The sequence below is a fragment of the Rummeliibacillus stabekisii genome, from assembly GCF_007988965.1.
Taxonomy (GTDB): Bacteria; Bacillota; Bacilli; order Bacillales_A; family Planococcaceae; genus Rummeliibacillus; species Rummeliibacillus stabekisii.
Genome location: NZ_BJVD01000002.1, coordinates 334,568 through 356,631, shown reverse-complemented (window position 1 = coordinate 356,631; position 22,064 = coordinate 334,568). Strand labels below are relative to the sequence as shown.

The following is a 22,064-nucleotide window of genomic DNA, read 5'->3' as shown; positions in this document are numbered from 1 at the left end:
TCGGATGCTTGCAAGTCCGGTGGAAGGCTGCTCATGATGAAATAGCAAAATGCTTTATGAAATTTACATAATGATTAGAGAATATTTATGATAGAGATATCTATCATGGGAGGTTATACAGATTATTACGTCCAAACTTATCATCATCTCGCTATTTCTAGTGATTGTCACAATGATTGATACATTGGCTTATTCTACGAGAATATCGGGGGTTAGAGTGAAATTAATCGCTACGGCAATTTCTTTGTTTAGTACGCTTGTGATTGTTTCTAGATTCTCTACAATGATTCAACAGCCATTAACAGCTAAGCTTATTGTGGAAGCCCCAAAGATGGACAAATTAAGTTATATAGAGGATCAGTATCGAATATTAATTGCTGTGACATCATTAGGGGTTTTGCTCGGAATATTTCTTTTTCCTGCTTTTATTAACATTTTTTCAAGAGCTATTATTGGCTTATCAAATGAAAAGGGTTCTTTATTTACCTTATTTAAGAAGCAGTTCAATCTAAAGGGTATGAAAAATATTTTGCGTTGTTTTAGACTGCCAAAATGGCATTATTTGCACGATATCACATTCAAGACCATCCCTAAGCGTCTATTTATGATTAATATCCTTATCACAGCTGTATTTACAACAGGGGTACTCTCATCTATTTATGCCTCGATGCTAGTACCGAGCGATTATGCGCAGACAGCATTGATGTCTTCTGGAATTATCAATGGAATTGCGACATTGCTATTAACACTATTCATCGATCCAAAAGTGTCTGTATTAGCCGATCGAGTGATAAAAAAACAAGTAGATTATGTATATTTGAAAAGTTATTCATTAACCATGATTAGTTCAAAATTTTTTGGCACGCTTTTAGCTCAGCTACTGTTTGTCCCTGCGGCATATTATGTAGCTTGGTTTGCTGAATGGATTTAAGAACCAACACAATTTTAACTCCTTCTGTTAAGTAACCCAATTGCTTATAAAGATACTATGGATAATCGCCTCTAATTTGCCGTAATTAACCAAAAATATATATAATTACTGGTAAGGGGGAGGAAAGTTTGGATAATATAAAATTTATGATTAGCCGGCTTCTGTTCAACTTGCAATTACACGCGGGTAAGTTTAGATTACTAGGCTATGCGGTCTTGCTGGATGCATTGCTAGCGATAGGAGATATTACTGTTTATTTAGCTTTACCGGAATTATTTATAGGGATCCTGTTGACTAGTATTTTAATGGTTGTTGTTAGGAGATACGCGCCTGTTCTCTATAAAATAATCTTAAAAAGAAGCACTTTGTTAACTACTGTACTAACTGTATATTCTTGCATTATTTTTATGCATTACTTTATTTGGATTGCGCCATATTAAAATAAGTAAAAGCCTGATTTCCTTAGTAAAGTAAGAAATTGGGCTTGTTCTACTTCGTTATTTGATGGAAATATATTTACATACAGTTTAAAAAGGTGAGGAAAGGAGCGTTCTATGGGAGTCAGCAAAATAGTCAAAGGTCTTTTATTGCTTGTCATTTATAATTTGATTGTCTATTACCTTGGATGGAATGTGTACCACTTTTTATCAACCGTTTTTCACTCTCATTTTAGCCTTATATTTGCCATTGTTTGGCTTTATATCGCATATAGTATTGTCATCAGCAATTTCAATGAAAAGTTTCGTCTAACTAAAGTGGTGAGCGCCTACTGGATGGTGTTGGTCGAATATGGGCTTCTCTTGTTCCCGCTCGCTGATTTAGCCCTATGGCTCATTCCCTCACTAACAGTCTTATGGGTAGGAGTAGCTGTTATTGGCATATTCGCATTGATCATAGGAATTGGCTCATATATGGCGTATTCACCGGTCATTAGGAGAAAAGAGATAGCTGTTAAAAAAAATCATCCTAAAGGTAAAGATTTTCGTATGGTCATTGCGTCAGATTTTCATCTAGGCATCTTGTCTAACAAAAAGCTTTTACAAAAATTTGTGAATATGTCGAATGAGACCAAGCCTGACGTCGTATTATTAGTGGGGGATATTGTAGACGATCACCCGTATTGGTTTAAGGCATATCACATGGATGAGGTCATGAAAAAGTTAACTTCTACATATGGTGTATATGGAGTTTTAGGTAATCACGAATATTACGGTCGCCAAATTCCTATATTTGTAGAAGAAATGAAAAAATCTTCTGTAACCATCTTACAAGATGAAACAATATGTATAGCCGATGCGTTTTATTTAACAGGAAGGGAAGATAAGACGAATACTACTCGCAAGTCTTTAAAAGAATTAGCTGAGCATGTTGATCAGCAATATCCGTGGATAGTCATGGACCATACGCCATCAGATTTGCGCACACCTACAGAACTTGGTGTCGATATCCATCTCTCAGGCCATACTCATCTCGGGCAGATGTGGCCCAATCAGTGGATAACGAAAAAAACATTTGAGTTGGACTATGGTTATTTATTAAAAAATACAACGCACTATCTCGTATCATCTGGTTTTGGATTTTGGGGGCCACCGATTCGAACTAATAGCCGGAGTGAAATGTGGATTGTAGACGTGAAGTTGACGGATTAATGTAATGGAATTATAAAATAGCTACCATTCCCGATGTGTTATGATTAATTTTGCTGGCAATAGCCAAATGAAGCATCAAATAAAAGATAAGGAGTTATTATGGAAATAATTGAATTAATAAAATCCATCATTTTAGGTTTTGTGGAAGGCATGACTGAATTCGCCCCTGTATCTTCTACTGGCCATATGATTATCGTCGATGATATGTGGTTGAAAACGCAAGAGTTTCTTGGCGAGTCATCGGCCAATACATTCAAAATTGTGATTCAGCTGGGTTCTATCCTAGCAGTCGTTGTGGTGATGTGGAAGCGGATGTTAAGTCTTGTTGGTTTATATCATATCAAGGGACAAAGACCTCATCATCATTTCAATTTGTTGCATGTCATCGTGGGTATTATCCCTGCTGGTATATTAGGTGTTCTGTTCGAAGACTTTATTGACAAGCACTTATTTGGGATTAAAACTGTTATTTTCAGTCTGTTTTTCGGAGCGTTATTTATGATTGCCGCGGATAAATGGGGACCAAAAAGACCAAAAGTGCACTCGCTTGATGATTTATCATATGGGCAAGCATTTAAAGTGGGGCTTATTCAATGTTTATCCCTATGGCCAGGTTTTTCTCGGTCAGGCGCAACGATTTCTGGCGGTGTTATGCTAGGGCTAGACCATCGTACGGCATCCGACTTTACGTTTATTATGGCGGTTCCTATTATGGCGGGTGCCAGTCTTGTATCCCTGCTGAAACATTGGGATGAAATTAATTTCGGCGACATGAATTTCTATATCGTTGGATTTATCAGCGCATTTGTGTTCGCTCTTATTTCTATTAAGTTTTTCTTGAAGCTTATTTCGAAAGTGAAATTAGTGCCGTTTGCCATCTATCGTATTATTCTAGCGATTATACTTGCAATTATCGTATATATGTAGAAAAAGAGATGTCGGTTTTCGACATCTTTTTTTAATTGTGTGAAATATATTATTTAAGTGAAAGAGTGCCAAATAAACTTGTCTTGTGCTATAATAAAAAACAGTAAAAACACAATATATCTTTATTGTGTTGGTGATATAACACAATATATAGTATGAAAGCCACATTTTTATCTTTTCTGCAGTTAGACGGTTAAAGCTAGCCGCAATGGGGAAATTGCACATAAACAACAGGTGAATTTTCTTTCTGTAGACACAAGATGTAGCTTTTCAGCACTAATTATACAACCTAGATTATGTCGTTTTGTGTCTCATTTCGTAGGCTTCGGAATCAATAAATTTATTCCCTTATAAGCCTTGCGATTGTTCAGCCATTGGGTTAAAACAATCGCTTTTTTAACGAAAGAGCCAAAACGATTATCTTTTGGGATAGATTTTGTAAAAAGGAGACAAAAATATGCTAATTCGTTTGGATGAAAAAGAAAAAGTAATGCAGCAACTAGAAGAAGAGTTTGGTAAAGAGGATTTAGAGCTGCTTAGACGGAAGCATGAACGTTTAGAAGATAAGCATCCGGAATATACGCTTGTTGAGTGGACACGTGCTTTAGCGCTTGAAGCATTAAGCCTGTTAGATGAATTAGAACCTTATTGGACATTTGTCGCAGCACGGTTGTTGCTAGCAGAAATTTACGAAGAATATGCAGCACTTCGCCATGTTCAACCTACAGAGGTCTATCAAGCTTTTCCAAAACAGGTCCAAGAATTAGTAGAAAAAGGGTTATATGATCCGGCACTAGCTGAAGCATATACACCTGAAGAATTACAACAGCTAGCGGCAGCGATGGAACCGGAGCGCGATAAGTTATTTACATATATCGGCCTCAAAACATTGATGGACCGCTATGTGACTCGTGAACACGACAATACGCCAATCGAATTACCACAAGAGCGTTGGATGGTCATTGCAATGACATTGATGCAAAACGAAAGTGATAATCGACTAGATAAAGTAAAAGAAGCTTATTGGGCAATGAGCAATCTTTATATGACAACAGCTACTCCGACCCTTGCGAATGCTGGGAAAACGCATGGTCAGCTTTCTAGCTGCTTTATTGACACAGTAGATGACAGTTTACAGGGCATTTACGATTCCAACACAGATGTTGCGACATTATCTAAGTTTGGTGGTGGCATCGGCGTTTATATGGGTAAAGTGCGTAGCCGTGGTTCATCTATTCGTGGGTTTAAAGGCGCATCAAGCGGTGTGATTCCATGGATTAAACAACTAAACAACACAGCTGTATCAGTTGATCAGTTGGGTCAACGCCAAGGGGCAATTGCAGTTTACTTAGATGTTTGGCATAAAGATATTTTCCCATTCCTTGATTTGAAATTGAACAATGGTGATGAGCGTATGCGCGCACATGATATCTTTACAGGTGTTTGTCTCCCAGATATTTTCATGGAAGCAGTAGAAAATCGTGAAGAATGGCATTTATTTGATCCGCATGAAGTACGTACAGTTATGGGCTTCAACTTAGAGGACTACTATGATGAAACAAGAGGACAAGGCTCATTCAGAGATAAATATTTAGCTTGCGTAGAAAACCCTGAATTATCTTCTGAAGTCGTACCTGCTATTGATATCATGAAACGGATTATGCGTTCACAGCTTGAAACTGGCGTCCCATTCATGTTCTACAGAGATGAAGTAAACCGCATGAATGCAAACAAACATACAGGTATGATCTATTCAAGTAATCTATGTACTGAAATTGCACAAAACATGAGTGCAACTGAGTTTGAAACTATTACAGTGGAAGATGACTTAATTGTCACTCGCCGTAAACCTGGTGATTTTGTTGTGTGTAATTTATCATCTATCAATCTTGGTAGAGCAGTACCGGCGAATGTGCTAGAACGTTTAATCGGTATTCAAGTGCGTATGCTTGATAATGTAATTGAGTTGAATAATATCCCTGTTAAACAAGCTGAAATCACAAATTCACGCTATCGCGGTATTGGTCTTGGTACATTCGGATGGCACCACTTGCTTGCATTAAAAGGCATCACATGGGAATCAGATGAAGCAGTTACTTACGCGGACGAGCTATATGATCAAATCGCTTACTTAACTATTAAAGCATCTTCTGAGCTAGCGAAAGAAAAAGGATCCTACCCACTATTTGAAGGCTCAGATTGGCAAACAGGTGAATACTTCACAAACCATGGCTATGACGGCAAAGAAAAATGGGAACTATTGCGTCAACAAGTTGCAGAACAAGGAATGCGCAACGGCTATGTAATGGCGGTCGCTCCTAACTCAACGACTTCTATTATTGCCGGCAGTACAGCAAGTATCGACCCAGTGTTCCAGAAGAGCTATTCTGAAGAGAAAAAAGATTATAAAATCCCAGTTACAGTACCAGATTTGAATGAAAAAACAACTTGGTACTATAAATCTGCTTACTTTATCGATCAAAACTGGACGATTAAACAAAATGCAGCGCGCTCTCGTCATATTGACCAAGGTATATCCTTAAATTTATATGTACAAAATACCGTCAAAGCGAAAGAATTGCTGGCTCTTCATTTAAATGCATGGAATAGCGGCATTAAAACAACTTATTATGTACGTTCTACTTCAGTTGAATTATTAGAATGTGAGTCTTGTGAAAGCTAAAAAGGAGAGGGATTTAATATGACAACAGTCAATAAACGAGTACTTATGGACAAAGAAGCACCCAATCGTTCGACGAAAATTGTCAACGGCCGTTCATCTAACATTTTGAATTGGGATGATGTACGCTTTAGCTGGGCTTATCCTAAATACAAAAAAATGCTCGGTAATTTCTGGACGCCATTTGAAATTAATATGAGCAATGACATCAAACAATTTTCTCAACTAACAGCAGATGAACAAGAATCATTCAAAAAAATTATCGGTTTGCTAGCATTACTGGATAGTATCCAAACAGATTATGCCGGCAAAGTAGCTGATTATTTAACAGATTCAAGCCTTAACGCCTTGATGATTATTCTGGCACAGCAAGAAGTCATCCATAATCATTCATACTCTTATATTCTTTCTAGCCTTGTATCAAAAGATGAACAAGATCGCATTTTCGACTTTTGGCGCACTGAGCCAATCTTAGAGAAACGTAATGACTTCGTGATTAAAGGCTATCGCCAATTTTCTGAGGAGCCAACTATCGAAAATATGCTTGATTCCGTTGTTTATGATGTGATTTTAGAAGGCCTGTTCTTCTATTCAGGATTCTCGTTCTTCTATCATCTTGCGCGAAACCAAAAAATGGTAGCAACAAGTACAATGATCAATTATATTAATCGTGATGAACAGCTTCATGTCGATCTCTTTGTAAAGATTTATAAAGAATTGTTGGAAGAATACCCTGAGTACAACACACCAGAGCGTGAAAAACATGTGCAAGCGATCTTTAAAGAAGCAGCGCAGTTAGAAATTGAATGGGCACACGAAATTATCGGTGACAAGATCGAAGGGCTAGAGGTAGAAGATGTGGAAGATTACGTGTACTTCTATACTAATGTCCGCTGCAACCAATTAGGCTATGAACGTCCATTTGAAGGTTACCGCAAAAACCCAATGAAATGGATTAAAGCTTATGAGGATGTAGATCTTGGCAAGACAGATTTCTTTGAACAACGTTCACGTCAATATACAAAAGTTAATGTCCAAGACAATGGCTTTGATGAACTTTAATAAATAACTTTATAAATACCAAACGAGTACATCACTTACAAAAGTGATGTACTTTTTGTTTGCAGTTTTTACTGAAAATTGATAAATATCCTTTGCTTTTTAGTAAACCCTTGCTGGATTGCATGAGCTGAAAGCCTAGTAAGAAAAAAGTGATGGGGGAATTAAAGCTAAATAGGACAGATTAGTTGATTAGTATAAAAGTGAAAACTAAAATTAACATTAAAATTAATTATCAAAAATTTCACACAAGGGAATAAGGGGAGCATATTCATGATAAAAGGTATTTTTGAAACACATATAAATGTCAGTGATTATAAAAAATCTGCAGAGTTTTACGAGAAGCTGCTAAATATTATTCCATTATATGAAGATGCGGAACGAAAACTAAAGTTTTATTGGGTGGGACAACCTGGAGAGGCTATGCTAGGTATACGAGAGAACTATCCGAGTTCCTTAGTTCAAAGACAGCATTTTGCTTTCAGAGTAGATTTAAATGATATTTCTTCAGCGAAAGATTATTTGTCCTCTTTGAACATTGAGACAACAAACTTTTTTGGAGAGAGTGCTGATAATTTATTAGTATTTCCTTTTATGCCAGCTGTATCTATCTACTTTGAAGACCCAGATGGTCACTCAATTGAATTTATTGCTATGCTAGATGACCAGCCAAAACCGGAATTAGAGATTATGCCCTGGAAAGAATGGGAAACGTTATGTGGTAGAGAGTGATTAAATAAAATAACTACATAACTACAGTTGTCCAACTTTTAAGGCAACAAAAAGGATAGATGAATCAGCTATAACCATGCTGTTCATCTATCCTTTTTATATATAGGAAACATCAAAATTGATCTAAGTAAAAGTTCAGGCAAAAAGTCCATCCTGCCACAATAAAAGATCCAACGGCTAATACAAAAAAGAAAGTTCCAATAAGGCTTGTTTCTGACTCTTTTTTATCATTCATTGCGATCTTCCTCTCTGGCCGATTTTCTCTATTGTCAGAGTGCCCATTTAGGCATTAATGCATTCATAGAGTTGAGAAAATATCGAGCGGGAGGACAAGAAAAAACTCTTTTTATTCCCTCTAAAAAAGATGGAATAAAAAGAGTTATGGTTCGTTTATAACTTAACCGGCGTAAAACAGAGAGCTAGTCATCACTAAACAAGTTAAATACGCCGCCGATGCCGCGTTCACCAACCTGTGAACCCCCGACTGTTTGAGGAGCAGCAGCAAATACACGACTTGCTAAGCGGCTAAATGGTAATGATTGAATCCAAACAGTGCCAGGTCCTTGCAGTGTTGCAAAGAATAAACCTTCTCCGCCAAACAGAGCTGTTTTAACGCCGCCTACAGCTTCAATGCTATAATCAACGTTGCTTGTCATCGCAACCAAGCATCCTGTATCTACTCGTAGTCTTTCACCAGCTTGAAGATCTTTGCGGATAATCGTTCCGCCGGCATGGACAAATGCCATCCCATCGCCTTCTAGCTTTTGCATGATAAAACCCTCGCCCCCAAAGAAGCCTGTGCCTAGTTTGCGTTGAAATTCTACACCAATGGACACACCTTTTGCAGCAGCTAAGAATGCATCTTTTTGGCAGATGATTTTGCCATCGTAAATGCTTAAATCCATTGGTATAATTTTGCCGGGATAAGGAGCAGCAAATGAAACATGGCGTTTTCCCATATCTTCATTTGTGAAGGTCGTGATAAATAAGCTTTCTCCAGTAATCAAGCGTTTGCCGGCACCCATCAATTTGCCCATTAAGCCGCCGCCACCTCTACTTGAACCATCACCAAAAACAGTTTCCATCCGAATGCCGTCTTCCATCATCATAAGTGCGCCTGCTTCAGCCACCACTGTTTCATTTGGATCTAATTCCACTTCAACAAATTGCATATCATCGCCATATAATTTGTAATCAATTTCATGGTTATTCATAATCAAACCCTCCGAATCGTATAATCTATAACAAGTTACGTATGAGAGAATAAAAAAGTTCCGCAATATAATATTTTGAATAATAAAAACATTATACAAAGGATTTCCTCTTCTTATGTAGAATAGTAGAGCAAGAGGGTTGCAGATCGATCATACAACAAGGGGGAATAATGATGAGTATTCAATTAGAGCATTATATCGGAGGAAGATTTCTAGCAACAGAGGAAGAAAAATGGACAAGTGTGTTAAACCCAGCTAATGGAGAAGTATTGGCTGAGGTACCACTCGCCACAGAAGCAATCGTCAATGAAGCAGTGGCGCAAGCAAAGCAGGCGCAGCAAGAATGGGCTTTAGTGCCTGCACCGAAACGAGCGCAATATTTATATGCAATCGGCATGAAAATGCAGGAAAAGAAAGAACACCTCGCGACTGTCCTCACCAAAGAAATGGGAAAAGTGATTGAAGAGGGACGAGGCGAAGTACAAGAAGGCATTGATATGGCTTTCTATATGGCTGGAGAAGGCAGAAGATTATTCGGTGAAACTACCCCATCTGAACTTTCGAATAAATTCGCCATGAGCGTTCGAGCACCAATTGGTGTTGTCGGCTTAATCACACCTTGGAATTTCCCTGTAGCCATTGCGACGTGGAAGAGCTTCCCTGCAATCGTGGCAGGCAATACATTTGTATGGAAGCCAGCAACTGAAACACCAATGATGGCCTATGAAATGGCCAAAATCTTTGATGAGGTAGGCCTACCAAAAGGTGTCGCCAATATTGTTTTCGGTTCTGGCGGCGAAGTAGGAACGGCGCTGATTGAACATCCAGATGTCAAAGTCATCTCGTTCACAGGGTCCACAGAAACAGGCAGGAAAGTCGCTAGTCTTGGCGGACAGCATCTAAAAAAGGTATCCCTTGAAATGGGTGGGAAAAATGCGGTCATTGTCATGGCTGATGCTGATTTAGATCTAGCGGTAGATGGGATTTTGTGGAGTGCATTTGGAACAGCAGGGCAACGTTGCACCGCATGTAGCCGTGTTATTGTGCATAAAGATGTAAAGGAAGAATTAGAGCAGCGTTTGCTTGAGGCGATGAAACAGCTGTCAATCGGGGATGGATTAGATGAATCGGTCAAAGTTGGCCCTGTCATCAATCAAAAAGCTCTGGAAAAAATTCATTATTATGTGGAAGAAGGACAGAAAGAAGGAGCGAGGTTGCTTGCCGGAGGACATATTTTAACAGAACAACCTTATAGCCAAGGACATTATTATGCGCCGACTCTTTTCACTGATGTTGCACCGGATGCCCGCATTGCACAGGAAGAAATTTTTGGTCCTGTTGTTTCGCTAATTGCCGTAACTGATTTAGAAGAAGCAATCCAAGTAAATAATAGTGTTCAGTATGGATTGTCTAGCTCGATCTTCACACAAGACATCAACAGTGCATTCAAAGCTCAGCGCGACTTGGATACTGGTATTGTCTATGTCAATGCAGGGACGACAGGGGCTGAAATCCATCTGCCTTTCGGTGGCACGAAGGGAACGGGCAATGGCCATAGAGATTCTGGTGTAGCTGCATTAGATGTGTATACCGAATGGAAGAGTGTCTACATTGATTACAGTGGTAAGCTGCAACGTGCACAAATTGATACAGAATAGATAGGAGGAAACAGGATGAAAATTGCCGTTTTGGGTGCTGGTTTAATGGGGAAAGAAGTAGCTCGTGATTTAGTGAGAAATCCAAATATAGAAAAAGTCTTTTTAGCGGATTTAAACAAAGAACAAGCGAAGCAATTTGCTGATACATTGCAGTCAGAGAAAGTAGAAGTATTACAGCTTGATGCAACGAATGATGAGCAATTGAAGTTGGTTATGTCAAAAGCGAATGTAGTCATTAATGCACTTTTCTACACGTTTAATGAGCGTGTTGCAAAGACTGCCATTGAAGTAGGGGTCCATTGTGTAGATCTTGGCGGCCATATTGGCGGAGCGACAGACCAAATTTTAAAATTAAACAGTGAAGCCCAAGCGAAGGGTGTTACGCTAATTCCCGATTTGGGTGTAGCACCTGGCATGATTAATATCCTGTCCGGTTTTGGTGCCTCTAAACTAGATCACGTGAAATCTATAAAAATCTATGTTGGCGGCATACCTGTAGAGAAGGAACCACCATTAGAGTATAATGTGGTATTTTCACTAGAAGGCGTGTTTGATCACTATACAGATCCATCTCATGTTGTGCGTAATGGCGTTTTACAAGAGATTCCATCTCTATCCGAAGTGGAGCCTTTCTATTTTAAAGGATTCAATGGCTTAGAGGCATTCCATACTTCTGGCGGCTTATCAACATTGCCGGAGTCATATCCAGATATCCAAACATTAGAATATAAGACGGTGCGTTATACAGGCCATGCCGAAAAATTCAAGTTACTCGTTGATCTAGGCCTTACAAACAAAGAAACAGAAGTAACAGTGAATGGGCAGAAGGTCAAGGCAAGGGATGTTTTACGCGAGGTACTGGAAAGTAAGATTGGTCTTGGCGATAAGCAAGATGCTGTACTATTGCGTGTAATTGTTAGCGGTGAAAGCAATGAAGAAGCTGTTTCCTATGAATATGAAATGGTAACATACAGAGACCAGGTGAATAACGAAACGGCTATGGCTCAAGCAACTGCGAATACTATTGCGGTAGTTGCCCAACTAGTTGGCGATGGCACAATTGATAAAAGAGGAGTCTACCCGCCAGAAAAAGTGGTACCAGGTGAAGCGTATATTAAAGAAATGGAGCATCGAGGGGTAAAGATTACTGAAATCAAACATCGCTCAACAAATATTGTAAAGGGCTAGTACGATTGGGTCTAACCCTAAGAAAAGCCTGAAACGGATGAACGGATTGGTAAAATAATGAAGACCGAACAAATGTGAAAGTAAAGTGTAAATTTCACATAGTGTTCGGTTTTTTTATTAGCTTCTACGCTCTGCTTATTTAACTAGTTATCTACCATTCTAAGAATGCAATTCGGGTACCGTCACAAATGTATAGCCTCTTTTCTCAAGGTACGTTAAGACAGCATCTAGTCCCTGTGCAGTGGATAGATGTATATCGTGCATCAACACGATGGCACCAGGGTAGACATCCTTTTTCACTTGAGATAAAAGTTTCTTTGAATTAAGGTATTTCCAATCCAGCGTGTCTACTGTCCATAAAACAATAGGTTGGGATGATTGGGCTTGAATTCGTTTATTATAAGCTCCATAAGGCGGTCTTAAAGCAAAAGGCATACAACCAGTAGCTTTTTTTATCTCTGCATTCGTTTGATTGATTTGTCGTTTAACTTTTTTAATCGGCAATGTTCTAAGATCAGGATGAGAATAAGAATGGCTGCCAATTTCGTGGCCATCTGCGTACACTTTTTTGGCTACATTCGGATACTTATGGACTTGTTGTCCTAGCATAAAGAATGTGGCCTTAGCGTGATGCTTTCTTAATATGCGCAATACTTTAGGTGTTACCGTATTGCTAGGCCCGTCATCAAATGTCAAAGCAATTTTCTTTGCTGGTTGTTTCTTCTTAAAAGGTGGAGCGAGAATAGCGTTGGTGGTAGATGTTAAAGGGATAACATATTTTTTTATGCCCGTTATATTCTTAGAGAGCTCGCCTGGATTATAATAAATAATAAATGCGTTTTTTGTTAGAGCAAATTCTTGATAATTACCCCATATTGGCCGTGTGATATTTGTTACAGAAGCAGCATCGCGATGCGGTTTTATCAGGCAATCGGACATGATTTCGCCTTTAACAGTCCTAGATAAAACGCCAAGATTTTGCTTTGTTTGAATAATATCTTGCAATAAGATGACTTTTTTGTTTTTATAATCATACATAAATGTTTTTACACACTTCCTCTTCTTGTTGAGAGTTTGTGTTAAAACAAATGAATAATAGTTCTTTTTATAGATAATCATTTTAGTAGATATCGTTAATTTGCTCTTTTTCCCTTTAGTATCTGTTGTCATCTGGTTTATTAAATAATCGTCTCGCATTTTATCAACAGAGTCGGTAACATTTTGATTAAATGCTTTATTAGGCGTTTTAGGAAACTGAATCGTGTAGGCAACATCTTTATCGGCTGCTTTTGCTTTTTCAGTCACCAAATAAATGCCTTCATGTTTTGTTTGTTTTTGCGTTGTGTTGGATACTATGTTTAGTTTATCTTTAGGATTGCTAGCAGGAGCTCCATGCTTCTGGTTAATCAGTGTTTTAGATACAAAAAATATAAGTGCCAAGATTGCAATACCCATCAAAATAAGTATAGAAAGGTAATACTTTTTTGGGTGATCATTAGTAGTCACTCCCGTACTTCCTCCTTAGGTGTGATAGTTTTATTCTACCCTATTCGACAGGAAAAGTGAGCAGAAAAATGTTAAATCTAACATTTTTGTTTAAAAAAGATAATTGAAGTATGAGGTGAAAGGTATTGATCGAAATAGCACAGGAAGAATTAGCTATTGATTGTTTTTTGCTAGCTGGACGTTTGTTAATCCAAAGCGGGGCTGAAACGTATCGAGCAGAAGATACGATGCTAAGAATGGCCAGTTCCCAAGGATTCACAGACGCTCAAAGCTTTGTCACACCAACGGGTATCATTTTTTCAGCGGGTCACAAAAGACCCACTCGAATTGCACAGATTGCAAGCCGTACAACGGACTTAGAGAAAATTGCAGTAGTCAATGCCATCTCAAGGAGATTGACCTCCGGTGCCATTACTGTTGGGGACGCGTATGAAGAACTTTTACGTTTAGAGAGGACGAATTTATTCTTCCCTGTTTGGGTGCAGCTGATAGCAGCAGCAACATCTAGCGGATGTTTTTTAATTTTATTCAATGGTAAGTGGGTTGATGTGCCATCAGCTATGGCAATCGGTGCATTTGGCTATTTAATTTATTTGGCTATGCATTCTTTAACAAGAGTGAAGTTCTTTGCAGAGTTTACAGCATCCTTGTTTATCGGCGTAGCAGCCATGCTTGTGTTAAAAGCAGGGTTAGGAGCACAGCTTGATAAGATTATTATCGGCTCGGTCATGCCGCTAGTTCCAGGGTTAGCAATTACCAATGCGGTGCGTGATCTAATGGCAGGTCATTTTGTTTCTGGTGTAGCAAAAGGGATGGAAGCTCTTTTGACCGCCTTTGCAATCGGAGCCGGCATAGCGCTCACATTGTCATTTTAGGAGATGTTTTGAATGGATTGGGTATATCAAGGAGTGCTAAGTTTTATAGGGACAGCTAGCTTTGGCGTTATTTTTAATGCGCCTAAGAAAACGCTGTTTCACTGTGGGCTTGTCGGCATGTGCGGGTGGTTAATTTATTTTGCATTTATGCAAAAGGGTGTCGATGCTGTGTTTGCTTCTTTTGCGGGTGCTTTCTTAATCGCGATTGCTGCCCATTTGTTGTCACGTCGATTTAAAACACCTATGATTGTATTTAGTGTTGCGGGTATTATTCCTCTTGTGCCAGGGGGTCTTGCTTATAATGCAATGCGCTCGATTGTTGAAAATGATTACGTCGAGAGCACGCAATATGGAGCGAAAGTGTTTATTATTGCTGGCGCTATTGTTATGGGGCTCGTATTCGCAGAAGTATTAATGCAGCTAGTTTTCAGAGCCATTCGGAAAAGGAAGGCTAGGATGATCAAAGCAGGTTAATTCCGCATATCTGTTTGTTCTTTAGCTATCACTCATATTTCACATATAATAAAACAGCAATTGAGCCCATTTGAAATGGTCCAATTGCTGTTATTTTTTTTAAAACAACTTTTCAATGTCATCTGCATCCATTGGATAACCGACCAAGTAGCCTTGAATCGCATCACAACCATATTCTGCAAGAAGCTCTTTTTGTTCTTCTGTCTCAACACCTTCGGCTAAGACACCCATATGAATGGATTTGCCGAATTGTATCATGCCGTTAACAAGCTTTTGCGTTTTTGGCTGATAAGGCATGGATGATATAAAGGTTTGGTCTATCTTGAATTGAGAGAGCGGCAACATCTGCATGTAGCGGAACGAGGCATAACCTGTGCCAAAGTCATCAAGAACAAAACGGACACCATCATTATGCAACTGCTTCATTTGTTTAATAATTGATTTTTCTGCTTCCGCTTCCAATGCAAACTTTTCGGTAATCTCTATTTGCAACAATTCTGCAGGGCAATTTGTGCGTTCTAATATGCTACTGATCTGTTTGGCCATATTTTTATCTCGAAATTCGCGCACAGATAAATTAATGCTGGCCTTAATGTTTAGACCAGATTCTTTCCATTGTGCAGCTTGCATACACACTTGCTCCAACATAAAGGTGCCAATATTATTAATCAACCCTGTCTCTTCCGCGATAGGGATTAGAACATCTGGCGCTACTGTGCCTATTTCTTTATCATCCCAGCGCACAAAAGCTTCCACGGCTATGATTTCTCCTGTATTTAAATCGAGTTGCGGTTGATAAGAAACTTTTAAATCTTGTTGGTTAAGCGCAACGAGCAGCCTTTTCTCGATAATGGACTTCGTATATAAAGCCTTATGATCTGCTGTTGAAAGGCTGCCAATCTGTGCGCCCCCTTCCGCTTGTATTTTCTTTAATGCAGTATAGGATGCTTTCATCAAATGAGAAAATGAAATTTGGTCATTTGGATACTTTGAAATACCGCCGCTAATTGAAATAGGGAATGCGCCATGATTGATATAAATCGGATGCTGTTCTAAATAAGACAGGAACCCTTGAATGAACCATTCACCAAGCGGTGTTAGGACGACAAACTCATCCATACTGACACGTGCAATGACACTGTCTTGAAAATATTTTTTTAAACGTTGAGTAAATTCCTGCAGGGCAATACGGTCTGCTTGGTCATTATAAATTTCTTTCAAAGAGTAGAATTTGTCGATGCTAAAATAAACGAGACTAAAATGATTTCTTTCTTCTATCATCGACTCAACTACTTGCTCAAGACGATTGCGGTTCATTAATCCAGTCTCTTGATCAATATAAGCAAATTTCTCTAGACGTTCCTGTAATTGTTTTTTGTCTGAAATATTATTTTCTAACAAAATATAATGTGATGGGCCTTTTGCATTTTTTAGTGGGATTGCGGTTAAGTCGACCCAATAATGCTGTCCATCCTTTGTAATTTTTTCTGCCTCTCCATGCCACTGATTTCCCGTTTCTAGTGTCTTCCAAATATTATTGGCGAATTCTGTTGTTTTTGAATCAGAAGGGAAAAGCTGCCAAAATGATTTACCGAGAATCCTTTTTGGTGTCCATTTGCTTTGCTTTAAAAATAAAGGGTTCGCATAAGTAATCAACCCTTCTTGATCAAGTGCAGCCAACATAAAGGTCGAATCTAAATACTCATGTATGTTAGATATTTCATTGAGCACAAAATCAACAGCTTCTTCTTCGACTAATAAGAATTGGCAATGCACAAAGCTTTCGTCGTTAATCGATAATGTATTAAGAATAAGAGAGATTTGAATAGGGTCTCCCTTTTTCTTTTGCAATAATATGTTATTTAGTTGTATAGGGACTTCTGACTGAAGGATATTTAGCCATCGGTCTTTAAATGTATTGGTATAATCTTTTACTATAAATGGAGGTGGATTGCCTTCCAGCTCTATTTCTGTATAGCCAAATGCTATCTCAGCTCCACGATTCCAAGAGACGATATTTCCTTTTGAATTTAAGATCATCATAGGGCAGGGCGTCTGACGAGTAAGTGGATGTACAGTAGGGTTTACATGCTGGGTTTCTCTCATAAATTATATTTCTCCTTGGAATTTCTATATTTTCTATTATAGTAAATTGAAAGGTATAAGTCATTAGTAACAGGGTATTTAGAGAAAAGTATTTTTTTTGTGCCTTCGCATAGGAGAATTAAAATATATATCCCGAAATGTAAGACATTTGGTTTTACTTAAAGGTAAGTGGTTGGTTATAAGGGGGTATAAAGAAGAGTTATGAATAGGTATATTTAACTTACTCATTATACATATGTTATTAATAAATTGCTTATTGTGTCGCTTTAAAATGTAAAATCAATTTTATTTCGTAAATCGAACAGTTATGTGATAATAAATAAAACTCTAGAAAAGAAGGGAGGAGATTAATAGTGAAAACTATTATTGGCTTCATTAAAGCTTATAAAGTGCCGGCTAGCATCGCGCTTTTATTGATGCTCATTGAATTAATGGTTGAGTTGGCACAGCCACTGCTTATTCGGAAAATTATTGATGAAGGAATTGTTGAGAGCGATATACATACCATTTGGTTTTGGGGCACCATTATGCTATTGCTTGCGTTACTTGCCTTTTTTGCTGGGATTATTAATTCCTTTTTCTCAGGGTATGCTGCACAGAATCTTGCATTTGATTTGCGTACAGCTTTGTTTCGTAAAGTACAATCCTTTAGCATGACAACGTTTTTGCGCTTTCCGACTGCTAGCCTTATCACTCGGATGACGAATGATGTCACACAAGTACAGCAAGTATTTTTTATGAGCTTACGTGTTATGTTGCGGACTCCTTTGGTCGTTATTGGTAGTTTAATTATGGCTTTTTATATCAATCCATCGCTTGCTCTGTATCTTGTTGTAGGTGTACCTTTTTTGCTGATATTCATGTATCTTATGGTGAAAAAAAGCATCAAGCAATTCTCAGCGGTACAAAAGCGTGTAGACAGGATTAATACAATGATTCAAGAAAACCTTCAGGCGATTCGTTTAATTAAAGCCTATTTTAGAGGGAAATATGAAGGGTCACGTTTTGAAAAAGCAGCATTCCTTTTAAAACATGATACATCAAAGGCTTTGCGTTTGATGGAGTATATCCAACCCATTTTATTAATCGTTATGAATATCGCATTACTGGCGGTTTTATGGTTTGGAGCAGGGAAAGTGAGTACTGGACATGCAAAGATTGGTGACTTGGCGGCAATTGTCAATTATACCATGCGCCTAACAGGTTCCTTTTCGATGTTTTCGTTCATTATTATGCTCTTTTCAAGAGCAAAGGCATCTGCTGATCGCATGGAAGAAATCCTCTTGGCTGAAGACATGCCAAAAGAAAAAATACCATATAACGATGTATTAAAAGAAGATAAGGACGACGTTATTGAATTCAAAAATGTATCTTTCCATTACCCAGGCACAACAACATATGCCTTACAAAATATTTCTTTCACATGCAGAAAGGGCGAAAAAATTGCCATCATGGGTGCAACAGGTTCTGGAAAATCAACTATTTTTCAATTGCTTCTAAAATTCTATGATTGTTCAGAAGGTGAAATCTTTGTGAATGGTCGTAATATTACTGATTGGAAGGCAGAAGAGCTACGTCAATACCTAGGATACGTACCACAGCAATCTTTGTTGTTCACAGGAACAATTGCTGAAAATATGAGGTGGGGCGCAACAACGGCTACGCAGGAAGATATAGAGAAAGCTGCTGTTCAAGCCCAAATCCATACGTCCGTCACACGTTTCCCAAACAAATATCAAACAAGAGTGGGACAAAAAGGCGTCAATCTTTCGGGTGGACAGAAACAGCGTTTATCCATCGCTAGAGCCATTTTACGGAAGTCTCCTATTCTTTTATTCGATGATAGTACAAGTGCTCTCGATGTAAAGACGGAAGCAGCATTATGGGAAGAACTCGACACCATATCTGCTACGATGCTTGTCATTACTCAAAAAATCCAAACAGCGAGAGGTGCGAATCGTATTCTACTGCTAGACAATGGGGCGGTAGCTGCCTTCGGTACACATCAAGAATTGCTGGGCAGCTCAACGCTCTATAGCAAAATCGTCAGGTCTCAAGCAGAGGGGGAGAAATATAATGATTAAAAATTGGTTTCGGTCCTATATGTATGAGCCTGTTTTAACAAAAGAAGAAATTCAATCCTCCAAAAAGAAAAAAGGTTCAAAAGCGGCCAATTGGCGTAGGACACTAGGCGGCATTTGGAAGCTAGTGGATGAACAGCGCGGGTTGCTGATCTTCGTGCTACTCATGGTCATCGTTAGCTCGATTCTATCCTTGCTCGGCCCCTACTTGATTGGAAAAATCATAGATGATTATCTTGTAGAAAAGAGATACGGCGGACTCAAATCTATCATTGGCATTCTTGTCGCTGTATACGTTGGCTTGTCTCTGTCTCTGTTTTTACAAAATTATTGGATGATTGGCATCGCTCAACAAACAGTGTATCGCATGCGTACAGGTCTTTTTTCAAAACTCCAAAGACTGCCCATTTCGTTTTTCGACCAACGGCAGCATGGAGATTTAATGAGCCGGATGACCAATGACATAGATAATATTAGTTCAACGCTTAACAGCACCTTTATTCAAGTATTCTCGAGTACATTGATATTGATAGGTACTGTGGTTGTCATGGTTTCGATGAGCCCCCTCCTAACGCTCCTTACGATGGTGATTATTCCCATCATGTTTGTTTCCACCCGCTTCATTACACGGCGGACGGGAAGACTCTTTAAAAGGCAGCAAGAGGCGCTCGGTATGCTGAATGGAATGATTGAAGAAACGATTTCAGGTCAACGTATCGTAAAAGCCTTCTCTCAGGAGGAGCGTGTGATTGAAGACTTTACAGAAAGATCCAGTGAATTGCGGCGTATTGGCTACTGGGCAAATGTGTATTCTGGAGCGATTCCAAAAGTGATGAATTTCCTGAATAACGCAAGCTTTGCGATCGTGGCTGGCGCTGGTGGTATTCTTGCTTATAATGGATATGTTTCGATTGGTACCATTGTCGTTTTTGCGGAATATGCACGCCAATTTACAAGGCCTTTAAATGATTTAGCTAACCAATTTAACAATATTTTATCTGCGATTGCCGGAGCAGAGCGAGTTTTCGTCATTTTGGATGAAGAAGATGAGCAAGATGAAGCAAAACATCAGCCGTATAAAAAGATTCAGGGAGATGTTCGTTTTAAAGATGTCTCTTTTAAATATAATGCAGAAGAAGCAGCGTACACATTATCGCATATCAATTTTCATGTGAAAGAGGGTCAGACAGCGGCGCTTGTTGGTGCTACCGGGGCAGGGAAGACAACGATTATGCAGCTTCTTGCCCGCTTTTATGAAGCTCAAGAAGGCAGCATTCTGATAGATGGAGCCCCTATCTCTTCCTATGCAAGAGAAACGATACGAAGCCAGATGGCATTTGTCCTGCAGGAGCCATTCTTATTCCAAGCAACCATTATGGAAAACATTCGGTATGGAAATTTGGATGCAACAGATGAAGAGGTAATAGAAGCGGCCAAAAGAGCAAATGCCCATCATTTTATCATGTCTTTACCAGATGGATATAACACGGAATTAGCAATGGATGGCGGTGAAATCAGCCAAGGTCAAAAACAATTGCTTTCAATTGCTAGAGCCCTTGTAGCAGGACCGTCTATACTATTGCTAGATGAGGCAACAAGCAGCATTGATACGGTTACAGAATTAGAAATACAAGAAGCGCTTGAACGGTTGATGGAAGGACGCACAAGTTTCGTCATTGCCCATCGATTAAATACGGTGAAGAAAGCCGATGTTATATTTGTAATGGAGCAAGGACAATTAGTAGAGTCAGGCAGCAGGCAAGAATTAATTCAGAAAAAAGGCATATTTTATCAGATGCTGCAAAACAATAATGAATAGGGGACAAGGAAACTTATGGATATATACGTAATGAGGGCAACTTATCCCGTAGATGATGAGACAATTCAAGAGGTCAAAGATTTACTAGAAGCATCTCAGGAATTAAATAAAGATCTGTCGCTATTAATGAAAGAGGATCTTTGGAAGAATGCTGAATGCAAAGGGTTTATGATACTGGCATATAATGAACAGGACCAATTGCTCGGCGTCTTATGCGCAAGCGATATGTTTGGCTTCAACACATATGAATGGTCAATAGCAGTTCATCCGCAATTCCGGCGAATCGGAATTGGAACAGCCATTTTCCAAGCATTCGCTAATGCCCTTCTTGAAAGAGGTGCGATGGGCGATATGGCAGTTGCTTATCATGAAGAAGCGAGTGCTTTATTTTTAGAAAAACTGGGTTATGACTTTAGTTCGGCAGAAGCAACGCTACAGGCATTGCCCCAACATCATCCAGAAAATTGGAATAGAACCATCCGACCATATAAAGAAGATGACAAGAATAAGGTCATAGCACTTATGCAAGAGGGCTTTTCAGATTTACCTGAAGAGACGGAAGAGCTGATCTACTATAATACAAATACAGAAGGCCGAATGCTATACATGGTAGATGAGTTGGATGAGAGCGTTGCGACTGTGACGCTGGCAGAAGAAAGAGAAAGTCTTTGGATTACTGCATTTGTAGTGGGAGAAGAACATCAAAAAAGAGGGATAGGCTCTGAAGTCTTGCAATGGGTAAGACATAAAGCTTCTGAAAAAGGGATGGAATCTGTCCTTTTAGATGTAGAAGTAGAAAATCAAAACGCACTACGCATTTATCAGAACAATGATTTTACTATCATCCAGCAGATTGATTATTTTGTGAAAAACAATAAGTAATATAAAATATATTATAAATGTTCTGTAAATTTTAGGTTAAAATTAACACTAAAAAGGGTTAAATGGGATATACTTTGGGTAAGAGTCTTCATAAGATGGACTATCACATGCTTTTAGGGGGTTTTTGGTATGAGGCTACCTGCATTGCGTAAAGCGGAAGGCGGACACAAAAATTTATTAAGCCATGTACTTGGCAAAGTATTGCATTTTAGACCAGTTAAAACTCGCTTAAAAAAGAGCTATTATCCTATTCCTAATCGAAAGTAAACCTGCAAAAAGAAAG

The 22,064-nt window shown here is 38.8% G+C and carries 19 protein-coding genes; 15 read left to right on the top strand and 4 right to left on the bottom strand.

Going from position 1 to position 22,064, the window contains the following annotated elements:
- The first annotated feature begins 115 nt into the window (after nucleotides 1-115).
- From RST01_RS07500 to RST01_RS07470, 7 genes are all read left to right on the top strand, one after another.
- A complete protein-coding gene (locus tag RST01_RS07500) occupies nucleotides 116-931 on the top strand; it encodes a lipid II flippase Amj family protein (protein WP_184117559.1) in 816 nt (271 codons plus the stop codon).
- A gap of 128 nt (nucleotides 932-1,059) precedes the next feature.
- On the top strand, nucleotides 1,060-1,371 hold the full coding sequence (locus tag RST01_RS07495) for a hypothetical protein (RefSeq protein ID WP_147195618.1): 312 nt from the start codon (nucleotides 1,060-1,062) through the stop codon (nucleotides 1,369-1,371).
- 114 nt (nucleotides 1,372-1,485) lie between these two features.
- Nucleotides 1,486-2,580 (top strand): metallophosphoesterase, encoded by a 1,095-nt coding sequence (locus RST01_RS07490; protein WP_147195616.1) that lies wholly within the window; start codon nucleotides 1,486-1,488, stop codon nucleotides 2,578-2,580.
- A gap of 99 nt (nucleotides 2,581-2,679) precedes the next feature.
- Nucleotides 2,680-3,507 (top strand): undecaprenyl-diphosphate phosphatase, encoded by an 828-nt coding sequence (locus tag RST01_RS07485; protein ID WP_147195614.1) that lies wholly within the window; start codon nucleotides 2,680-2,682, stop codon nucleotides 3,505-3,507.
- 457 nt (nucleotides 3,508-3,964) lie between these two features.
- Nucleotides 3,965-6,190 (top strand): ribonucleoside-diphosphate reductase subunit alpha, encoded by a 2,226-nt coding sequence (locus RST01_RS07480; protein ID WP_147195612.1) that lies wholly within the window; start codon nucleotides 3,965-3,967, stop codon nucleotides 6,188-6,190.
- An 18-nt stretch (nucleotides 6,191-6,208) separates the two neighbouring features.
- Entirely contained in the window at nucleotides 6,209-7,249 is a 1,041-nt protein-coding gene (locus RST01_RS07475) for a ribonucleotide-diphosphate reductase subunit beta (RefSeq protein ID WP_066791519.1), read from the top strand.
- Nucleotides 7,250-7,519: 270 nt separating this feature from the next.
- Entirely contained in the window at nucleotides 7,520-7,978 is a 459-nt protein-coding gene (locus RST01_RS07470; RefSeq protein WP_147195610.1) for a VOC family protein, read from the top strand.
- Nucleotides 7,979-8,090: 112 nt separating this feature from the next.
- Here the strand turns inward: RST01_RS07470 and RST01_RS16255 are convergent, their stop codons facing one another.
- Both RST01_RS16255 and RST01_RS07465 read right to left on the bottom strand, forming a co-directional pair.
- A complete protein-coding gene (locus RST01_RS16255) occupies nucleotides 8,091-8,213 on the bottom strand; it encodes a hypothetical protein (RefSeq protein ID WP_256366249.1) in 123 nt (40 codons plus the stop codon).
- A 184-nt stretch (nucleotides 8,214-8,397) separates the two neighbouring features.
- Nucleotides 8,398-9,192: a TIGR00266 family protein gene (locus tag RST01_RS07465; RefSeq protein WP_066791523.1), complete on the bottom strand. Its 795-nt coding sequence runs from the start codon at nucleotides 9,190-9,192 to the stop codon at nucleotides 8,398-8,400.
- A 179-nt stretch (nucleotides 9,193-9,371) separates the two neighbouring features.
- Here RST01_RS07465 and RST01_RS07460 point away from each other — a divergent pair, with 179 nt between their 5' ends.
- Nucleotides 9,372-10,850, top strand: coding sequence for an aldehyde dehydrogenase family protein (locus RST01_RS07460; protein WP_147195722.1), 1,479 nt, complete (start codon nucleotides 9,372-9,374; stop codon nucleotides 10,848-10,850).
- Between the two features lie 15 nt (nucleotides 10,851-10,865).
- Nucleotides 10,866-12,038 carry a saccharopine dehydrogenase family protein gene (locus RST01_RS07455; protein WP_066791524.1) on the top strand — a complete coding sequence of 391 codons (1,173 nt, stop codon included), beginning with the start codon at nucleotides 10,866-10,868 and terminating at the stop codon, nucleotides 12,036-12,038.
- Between the two features lie 159 nt (nucleotides 12,039-12,197).
- Here RST01_RS07455 and RST01_RS07450 read toward each other — a convergent pair whose 3' ends face one another.
- On the bottom strand, nucleotides 12,198-13,544 hold the full coding sequence (locus RST01_RS07450) for a polysaccharide deacetylase family protein (RefSeq protein WP_147195608.1): 1,347 nt from the start codon (nucleotides 13,542-13,544) through the stop codon (nucleotides 12,198-12,200).
- Nucleotides 13,545-13,678: 134 nt separating this feature from the next.
- On the opposite strand from RST01_RS07450, the gene RST01_RS07445 reads away from it, so the two are divergent.
- Both RST01_RS07445 and RST01_RS07440 read left to right on the top strand, forming a co-directional pair.
- The gene (locus RST01_RS07445; RefSeq protein WP_066792061.1) at nucleotides 13,679-14,419 is read left to right on the top strand and encodes a threonine/serine exporter family protein; all 741 of its coding nucleotides are present in this window, start codon (nucleotides 13,679-13,681) and stop codon (nucleotides 14,417-14,419) included.
- Nucleotides 14,420-14,431: 12 nt separating this feature from the next.
- Complete coding sequence (locus RST01_RS07440; RefSeq protein WP_147195605.1) at nucleotides 14,432-14,893, top strand: threonine/serine exporter family protein; 462 nt, start codon at nucleotides 14,432-14,434, stop codon at nucleotides 14,891-14,893.
- A gap of 99 nt (nucleotides 14,894-14,992) precedes the next feature.
- Here the strand turns inward: RST01_RS07440 and RST01_RS07435 are convergent, their stop codons facing one another.
- Nucleotides 14,993-16,999, bottom strand: a complete 2,007-nt coding sequence (locus tag RST01_RS07435; protein WP_147195603.1) for a sensor domain-containing protein — start codon at nucleotides 16,997-16,999, stop codon at nucleotides 14,993-14,995.
- 353 nt (nucleotides 17,000-17,352) lie between these two features.
- On the opposite strand from RST01_RS07435, the gene RST01_RS07430 reads away from it, so the two are divergent.
- The 4 genes from RST01_RS07430 to RST01_RS15970 all read left to right on the top strand — a co-directional run bounded on the left by RST01_RS07430 (nucleotide 17,353) and on the right by RST01_RS15970 (nucleotide 22,048).
- On the top strand, nucleotides 17,353-19,083 hold the full coding sequence (locus RST01_RS07430) for an ABC transporter ATP-binding protein (RefSeq protein WP_147195600.1): 1,731 nt from the start codon (nucleotides 17,353-17,355) through the stop codon (nucleotides 19,081-19,083).
- Nucleotides 19,076-20,899 (top strand): ABC transporter ATP-binding protein, encoded by a 1,824-nt coding sequence (locus tag RST01_RS07425; RefSeq protein WP_147195598.1) that lies wholly within the window; start codon nucleotides 19,076-19,078, stop codon nucleotides 20,897-20,899. Before RST01_RS07430 ends, RST01_RS07425 begins: the two co-directional genes overlap by 8 nt.
- A 15-nt stretch (nucleotides 20,900-20,914) precedes the next feature.
- Nucleotides 20,915-21,781 carry a GNAT family N-acetyltransferase gene (locus tag RST01_RS07420; protein ID WP_147195595.1) on the top strand — a complete coding sequence of 289 codons (867 nt, stop codon included), beginning with the start codon at nucleotides 20,915-20,917 and terminating at the stop codon, nucleotides 21,779-21,781.
- Between the two features lie 129 nt (nucleotides 21,782-21,910).
- Complete coding sequence (locus RST01_RS15970; RefSeq protein WP_158512613.1) at nucleotides 21,911-22,048, top strand: hypothetical protein; 138 nt, start codon at nucleotides 21,911-21,913, stop codon at nucleotides 22,046-22,048.
- Nucleotides 22,049-22,064 lie beyond the last annotated feature (16 nt).